The sequence below is a fragment of the Streptomyces phaeochromogenes genome (assembly GCF_001418655.1).
GTDB classification, from domain to species: domain Bacteria; phylum Actinomycetota; class Actinomycetes; order Streptomycetales; family Streptomycetaceae; genus Streptomyces; species Streptomyces phaeochromogenes.
This window is the reverse complement of record NZ_LIQZ01000443.1, coordinates 1-6,988: the sequence shown is the minus strand read 5'-3', so window position 1 is coordinate 6,988 and position 6,988 is coordinate 1. Positions and strand designations below refer to the sequence as shown.

The following is a 6,988-nucleotide window of genomic DNA, read 5'->3' as shown; positions in this document are numbered from 1 at the left end:
AAGCCTGTCACGGCGACGGTGTTGGTGGTGGAGGCGGCGACCGTGGCCTCGGAGCCGCCGCTGACGCGGACGACGTCGTAGCCGGTGACGCCGACGTTGTCCGTGGCGGCGGTCCAGGCGAGGGTGAGGGAGGTGGCCGTCCCCGCGGAGGCGGTCGGGGTTCCGGGGGCGGTCGGGGCCTGGGTGTCCCCCGGGTTGCCGCCGCCGAAGACGGTCGCTTCCCGGGAGGTCTGGGCGATGCCGTTGGCGCCGTTGAAGATGCGCTGGCCCCAGGAGCTGAGCCGGCTGGGGTCGAAGCCGATCGACAGATCGAGGATCGGGTCCGTGTTGCCGCTCCAGCTCCAGGCCAGATAGCCGAGCCTGAGCTGCTGGGCCGCCGCCATCATGGTGTCCTCGTCCGGGTCGCCCCACTGGTCGGGAGGCCCGCCGAACTCACCGATGAGGATGGGGAGTCCGGCGTTGACGAAGGCGTTCAGATAGTCGGTGATCTCCTGGGCGGTGTCGTACACGCTGTACATGTGGATCGAGAAAATCAGGTTGCCGGTGGTGTCGGCGTCGTACACGGCCTGGGCGTTGGCCCGCATGACGCCCTGCCAGTCCTGGCCCCAGTTGGGAGCGTCCACCATGATCGTGTGCTCGAACCCGGCGTTGCGGAGCTTCTTGATCGCGGCGGTCGTGGGGGCGGTCCAGCCGGCCGGGTCGGTGTTGCCCCAGGGCTCGTTGCCGATGTTGACGATGACGTAGTTCTCTTCGCCGACCAGTACGTCCTTGAGGCCGATCCAGTAGTCGGCCGCCTGGTCGAGCGTGCCGGCCGCGGCGTCCTCGCCGTATCCGGTGGTGTCGTGCACCTCCAGAACGCAGATGAGCCGGTTGGCCTTGCACTGGCTGACGATGCCGGCGACGTCAGCGGCACTGTTCTTGGTCCAGCGGTGACCGTTGGAGAGGACGACGCGGACGGTGTTGGCGCCGAGCGCCTTGACGTCGGCCAGCGACTGCGTCTCGCCCGGGTACCAGGTGTGGGCGTGGTTGACACCGCGCATGATGAAGTCGTTCCCGTTGCCCTCGACCAGGCGGCCGTCGCTGATGTGTAGTCCGGTTGCGAGGGCGCCGGGCGACGACTGGGCATGAGCCGTCGCCGGACCCAGGACACCGAGAGCGACGAGCCCGAGGAGGGTGACCAGCCGGGTCAGCAGGGCGGCGACGCGGCTCGTTCGCATCGTTCGTATCGTGCTGGTCGTCGTGCTTCGGGTCGTGTTTCCTGTCGAGCTTCTTGTCGTGCCTCGTGTGGTGCTTCTTGTTGTTCTCACTGCGACTCCAGGGAGTGAGCGCCAAGAAACCTGAGTGTCGGAAGAAACGTGGGAGCGCTCCCATAGAGGCACTGCGACAGGAACATGTCAATACGTCGCGCAGGTCGGCCGCCAAGGCCGCCCCCGCGCGATCACCGCATGCGCAGCAGCGAGCACACCGCCGATTCCTCCATCGTGCGGAGCTTCCGCAGCAGGTCCGGGGTCGTGGTCTGGTTCACCTGGGTGGTGAGCGAGACGGTGATGGAGCGCCGGCCGTCCGGTGTCGCGGCGATCAGCTGGGTGTAGCCGGGGGTGTTTCCGGTGTGCCCGAGCACCACTCCGCAACGGGTGGCGTAGCGGAAGATGCCGAGCCCCACCTTGTTGCGGCCGGGGCCGGCCGGTTCGGAGGCGCCGTCCACCCATCGCCGCTGTGCGTGCAGCGCGGCCGGGGAGGTCAGTGCGCCGCTCGCGTAGCCGCGGATGAAGCGGTTCATGTCCCGCGGCGTGGAGATGATCCCGCCCGAGGCCCACACTCCGGAGGCGCCGATCAACTCGCTGACGTCCAGCGGCGGAACCTCGCCGACGTCATAGCCGTGCATGAAGGGCCGCACCATCTCGTACCCCTGCGGGAGGCTGGTTTCGCGCAGGCCCAGGGGCCGGTAGACGATCTTGCGGAGCAGTGTCTCGTAGGGTTCGCCGGTCACCGCTTCGGCCATGAGGGCTACGGCGATGTTGTCCGAGTTCGAGTAGCGGTACTGGGATCCCGGGCGGAACAGCAACCGCTCGTCGCGGACGAAGTCGAGCAGGCGTCGTGAGTCGAAGTGCCGCCGGGGGTCGGCCGCGAGCAGGCGCAGGAACTCCGGATCCCGGCTGTAGTCGGGCAGACCGCTGGTGTGCTGCAGCAACTGCCGCAGCGTCACCTTGGCCCAGGCTCGGGGCAGGCGTGGCAGTCGCGCCTTGATGGTGTCGTCCAGGTCCAGTGCGCCCTGCTGGACGAGATGCAGGGCCACCGCACCGCTGTAGGCCTTGCTCGCACTGGCGGTCCGGGTGTGGTCGCGGGGGCCGATCGGGCGGCCGGTCGTCAGGTCGGCGACTCCGGCGCGCAGCACGCGACGCTTGTCGCCGTTCTGCAGCAGGACCACCACTCCCGGCGGGCCACCCGGAGCGGCGACCAGCCGGTCGAGCTGTCGCTGCAGTTGGTCCGGGTGGTCGCGGGAACCGTCGCCGGGAGCGGCGGCGGCAGGGTGCAGCGTTCCACTGCCGATCGAGACGGCGGCCAGCACAGTGACCAGGCACTGGCGCAGACGAGGGTTGCACTGAAGCGGCATCATCATTCCCGGGCAGACGGGGCAGGACACGCCCAGCATCGGCTCGCCCGGGACTCACCGCTCGCGCACCTGCGCCAAACAGCCGATCAGGGCGCCGGGCAGCCCCTCCCGCCCCTGTCCATGCACCGGCCTCCGACACCCGTGTCCGGCCCCTCCGAAGCCCGAGTCGCTCATCTGGTCGACGGAGCAAGCGCTCCCACCGCACCGTCCGCGTCGCCCTGCTCTGCCGTGTCGGACGGCCGTGCCGCCCGGCCGTCCAGGAGCTCCGTGCCCAGTGGCGTGAGGGTGTGGCGCATGGTGTTGCGTACGCGCAGGCTGTGAATCAGGCCCGCGTCACGCAGGACGGTCGCGTGTTCGCTGACCGACGCGGGCGAGATGGCCAGGCGGCGGGCGATCTCGTTGCCGGTCGCGTTCTCCACCTCCGCGATCGTGGCGAGGGTCGCCGCCCGGGTGCGGCCGAGGAGCCGGTCGAGTGCGCTCGCTCTGCCCACGGCACCGCCGGGCCGCAGGGAGTCGATGCCGCGGTTCACCGGATACACCAGCACCGGGGAAAGGGAGCCGTCGCGCAGCGCGATGGGCCTCCCACGGCAGAAGTACGAGGGCACGAGCCGCAGTCCGCGCCCCTGGAGGTGCACGTCCCGGTCCTCGGGATAGGACACCTGCAGGACCGGCGCACGCCATTGCACCATGGGATGCAGCCCGCTCAGCAGCCGGTCGGTCCCGCCGGCCAGGAACGCCTTGGCGCGCAGGGCCCGTTCGGCGTCCACCGAGGCGCTGATCTGTGTCCAGTACGGGTGCAGCGCCTGCCGGTGATACCGACGCAGGGCCGTGCCCAGGCCCCGTCTCGCCGCGGGCAGTCCCGAGGCGAGCGCTGCCGCCCACGAGGGCAGTCTCCGCTGCTGCCCGAGTGTCGCCACATCCGTCCGCAGGCGAACGTGCGAGGTGGACAGGATCGTGTCGACGGCGGCTTCGGGGTCGGTGGTCCCCTCGGCCGGTGTCAGGAAGTCGGGCGAGTACCCGCGCGGCGGAACGAGGTGCAGCAACGGCCGGGCGGCCGTGTCGATCGACGTCCGGACGTGCGTGCGCCATCGCCGCAACTCGACATCGATGTCGGGACCGCCGAGCACATGAAGGCTGAGCAGGGCTTCCCAAGCAGGATCCGGCCCGGTCGCCAGACGAATCCGGCCGAGGTCCTCCGCACTGAAATGGATACGCAGCATCAGCTTCCCCCCGAAAGGCTGCTACCCCAGGCGCCCCACTCTGGCCGATGAACGCAGGGCGCGATAGCTCCGATTTCGCCAGCCCTGGTGTTTCGGCGACGGCCGAAACTGTTCCTGTGCGCTCGCGGCACCGGCCTAGCTTCAGGGCCAGGCACCACGGGGGAACGGCGACGGAAACCGCCGACGGTTTCCGTCGCCGCCCGTAGGGAAACGGAGGACTTCGTGACAACTGCACGTCGAATGGTCGGTTCCCTCGCGGTCGCGGCAGCTCTCGTCGCCGGGACCACTGTCCTGGCCACCGCCCCGGCGTCCGCCCAGGCCGACGCGTCCGCGCCCGCCCAGACCCAGCGCGCCGACTGGGACGGCAACATCTACCTCTACTACAGCGCGTCCAGCAACAGCTCCTGGAGCAAGTACGCCGGCTGGGTCAACGACTTCGCCGGGCACACCTTCGCCGCGGGCGGTGAGGGAAGTGGCCGGCTCGTCAAGAACAACGTGAACCGCGCCTGGAACAACGACGCGAGCTACGCCGCGCGGATCTACTACAACGAGAACCAGAACGCGAGCGGCAGCGCTCCCTACGACGACTTCTACCCCGGCAACGCCCGGCAGCTCAACAACGGTGTGCGGAACAACAACGCCTCGATGAGCTGGTGGTACGTCGGCTGACATCGGGCTCGGGCCCGTCCGAGAGCTTCGGACGGGCCCTCCCGTACGAGCACTTCGTACGGGCTCTTCGTTCGGGCCCTCGTACGACCGCACACACAAGGGGGACATGTCATGCGGGCGCGAACCAGGCAGCGCACACGGCGGATCGGGGCCGCTGTCGCCCTTTCCGCGGCCCTCGCGGGCTGTGCGGAGGGACAGGCTGCCGAGCCGAGGCCGACGGCATCCGGTCCGCCGCCCGTGACCGGTGTGCCGACGATGCTCGGTGTCGGATCGCTGGTCCTGCCCATCGAGCCCTACCTGTTCACCGACCGGCAGGTCGCCCGGCTGTTCCGGGCGCGGGCGGTGCTCACCACGTCCTGCATGAAGCGTTTCGGCCACCGCTGGCCCGTCCCCACCGAAACCGCGCCGGACACCGGCACGCTGAACCCGGCCAACACGGCCCACCGGTACGGGATCACGGATGCCCGGCTCGCCGCCCGGTACGGCTACCACCCGGCCCCCGGCTCGGAACCGAGCCGCTCCAAGGAGAAGAGCCCGGGGCCCAAGCCCGGCCCCGAGGAGATGCTCCTCCTGACGGGGCTCCGCGACGACGGCACCCCGGCGGGCAAGGACGAACGCGGGCGCGCCATCCCTGCGGGCGGATGCCAGGGCGAGGCCACGGCGGCCCTGTCGGGCGACCCGGAGAAGATCGGCAACCGGGAGCTCGTCGGCACGATCAACATCGGCAGCTACAGCGACTCGCAGAAGGATCCACGGGTGGTGGAGGTCTTCCGCGCGTGGTCGCACTGTATGAAGCGACACGGCCACCAGTACGCCGATCCGACCCAAGCGCCGGGCAAGGCCCCCGAGTTCACGGGTCCGAAGGCCACCCGGGCCGAGATCGCCCTGGCCGGTACGGACGTACGATGCAAACGCGAGACGAACGTCATCGGCGTCTGGTCCTCGGTCGACGCGGCCTACCAGCAGCGGGCGATGAGCGCGAAGACCCGGGAACTCGCCGCGATCAAGCGGGACATCCGCAAGCAGGTGACCAACGCGGACCGGGTGCTGAGGACGGCCTGACGGCACGCGACCGGCACCCGACCGGCGTCCGACCGGCCCTCATCCGGTTGCGGAGGCCCCCGCGATACCCGCGTCGAAGGGAACGGACGTGTGCTGGTGGACGATCTGCCAGCGGTCGCCCGCCGCACGGTAGCCGGTGGTCACCCGCGCCGTGGTGTCCAGCGACCCACCGCCGACCAGCGTGGCGCGCATCCGTACGAGCGCGTGGCTGAACGCGATGCTCTCGTCGACCCGTACGCGGAATTCGAGGACCTCGCGCTCCACCGGCCCGGCCAGCGTGGAGAACCACATCTCCTCGGCCTTGCGGAGGGCCTCGATCCCGTGCTGTTCCAGACCGCTCACGGGGTGGAAGACCTCGACGTCCGGCGCGTAGCAGGCCATCGCCCGGTCGAAGTCCCGCTCGCGGCCGGCCGCGGTCAGTTCCGCGTCCAGGCGGCGGATCTCCCCCTCGGCGTCCTCGTCCTCCCAGAACGCGCGTACCTCCATGGCCCCGAAGGTCGCGACGGGATGCTTCGCCGCCACCTCGACGGCCTCCTCCAGGCTGTCGCACTCAAGGATGTCGAACCCGGCGACGTACTCCTTCGTCTCCGCGAACGGCCCGTCGCTGCGCAGCACTTCGCCGTTGCGCACGCGCACGGTGACCGCTTCGGCGGGCGCCTGCAAGCGGTGGCCGTGCAGTCGTACTCCACGCTGGACACCCTGCTCCTCGACCCAGGGTTCGACGGGGGCCGCGCCGGAGGCGTCGGCAGTGTCGTCTCCGCAGACCAGCAGCATGTACTTCATGGTTCCTCCAGGTATTGACGAGGCCCTTGTGAGCCCCTGCACCCCTCCGACGAACAGCGGTACGCCGAATCGACACTCCGCCAGGATCTCTTGTCCGCGGCCGGTCAGGTCCCCTCGGCGGGCTCGGCGGTCCAGGTGACGTGTGGGGGTTCGACCCGGGCGCAGAGGGGGCCGCCCTGTTCGTCGGTCAGACCGAGGCGGGCCACCAGCAGGCCGTCGCGGGCCGCCTCGGCGAGTACCTCTTCCGGGACGACGTCGAGCATGAGCTTGGCGCGGCGGAACATGCTGAAGACGCCGGACTCGTCGACCGTGCCCCAGGACAGGTAGATGAACCGGCGGCCCAGCCGGTCCTGCACGTAGGGGCCTTTGATTTCGGTGCCGGTCTCTGAGGTGACCGCGGTGCACTCCAGGGTCCAGGTCGCCGACTTGGCGTCACCCGGGTGCGGTTCGAGGAGTTCGGCCGGACGGTCACGGCGTTGGACGGCGACATGGATGTTGTCGTACGCCGGGACCTTGCCGTCGGCGGGGGCGGGGCCGGTCCGGCCGGGCAGGTCGACGGCGTCGATTCGGATGCGCATACCTGCCATCATCGCGTCGCCGTCCAGGGCCCGATCAGCCCCTCCGGCGTTTGAGGAGCGGG

General features: G+C 70.1%; 7 protein-coding genes. 2 read left to right on the top strand and 5 right to left on the bottom strand.

Going from position 1 to position 6,988, the window contains the following annotated elements; all coding sequences use genetic code 11:
• From AOK17_RS42325 to AOK17_RS42315, 3 genes are all read right to left on the bottom strand, one after another.
• Positions 1–1,217, bottom strand: a 1,217-nt coding sequence (locus tag AOK17_RS42325; protein WP_055617974.1) for a cellulase family glycosylhydrolase, incomplete at its 3' end; no start/stop codon positions are given.
• A gap of 221 nt (positions 1,218–1,438) precedes the next feature.
• Positions 1,439–2,614 (bottom strand): serine hydrolase domain-containing protein, encoded by a 1,176-nt coding sequence (locus AOK17_RS42320; protein ID WP_425424684.1) that lies wholly within the window; start codon positions 2,612–2,614, stop codon positions 1,439–1,441.
• Between the two features lie 170 nt (positions 2,615–2,784).
• Positions 2,785–3,834, bottom strand: coding sequence for an ArsR/SmtB family transcription factor (locus tag AOK17_RS42315; RefSeq protein ID WP_063997370.1), 1,050 nt, complete (start codon positions 3,832–3,834; stop codon positions 2,785–2,787).
• Between the two features lie 222 nt (positions 3,835–4,056).
• On the opposite strand from AOK17_RS42315, the gene AOK17_RS42310 reads away from it, so the two are divergent.
• Together AOK17_RS42310 and AOK17_RS42305 are read left to right on the top strand one after the other, a co-directional pair.
• Positions 4,057–4,503, top strand: coding sequence for a hypothetical protein (locus AOK17_RS42310; RefSeq protein ID WP_245697720.1), 447 nt, complete (start codon positions 4,057–4,059; stop codon positions 4,501–4,503).
• 111 nt (positions 4,504–4,614) lie between these two features.
• Complete coding sequence (locus AOK17_RS42305; protein ID WP_055617972.1) at positions 4,615–5,565, top strand: hypothetical protein; 951 nt, start codon at positions 4,615–4,617, stop codon at positions 5,563–5,565.
• A gap of 39 nt (positions 5,566–5,604) precedes the next feature.
• Here the strand turns inward: AOK17_RS42305 and AOK17_RS42300 are convergent, their stop codons facing one another.
• The gene (locus AOK17_RS42300) at positions 5,605–6,348 is read right to left on the bottom strand and encodes a nuclear transport factor 2 family protein (RefSeq protein WP_055617971.1); all 744 of its coding nucleotides are present in this window, start codon (positions 6,346–6,348) and stop codon (positions 5,605–5,607) included.
• Positions 6,349–6,452: 104 nt separating this feature from the next.
• The gene (locus AOK17_RS42295) at positions 6,453–6,938 is read right to left on the bottom strand and encodes a DUF5990 family protein (RefSeq protein ID WP_063997369.1); all 486 of its coding nucleotides are present in this window, start codon (positions 6,936–6,938) and stop codon (positions 6,453–6,455) included.
• Positions 6,939–6,988 lie beyond the last annotated feature (50 nt).

Excerpts from the sequence above, each read along its gene's own strand:
- AOK17_RS42320 (WP_425424684.1), bottom strand. The coding sequence starts at position 2,614 with ATGCCGCTTCAGTGCAACCCTCGTCTGCGCCAGTGCCTGGTCACTGTG.
- AOK17_RS42315 (WP_063997370.1), bottom strand. The coding sequence starts at position 3,834 with ATGCTGCGTATCCATTTCAGTGCGGAGGACCTCGGCCGGATTCGTCTG.
- AOK17_RS42305 (WP_055617972.1), top strand. The coding sequence starts at position 4,615 with ATGCGGGCGCGAACCAGGCAGCGCACACGGCGGATCGGGGCCGCTGTC.
- AOK17_RS42300 (WP_055617971.1), bottom strand. The coding sequence starts at position 6,348 with ATGAAGTACATGCTGCTGGTCTGCGGAGACGACACTGCCGACGCCTCC.
- AOK17_RS42295 (WP_063997369.1), bottom strand. The coding sequence starts at position 6,938 with ATGATGGCAGGTATGCGCATCCGAATCGACGCCGTCGACCTGCCCGGC.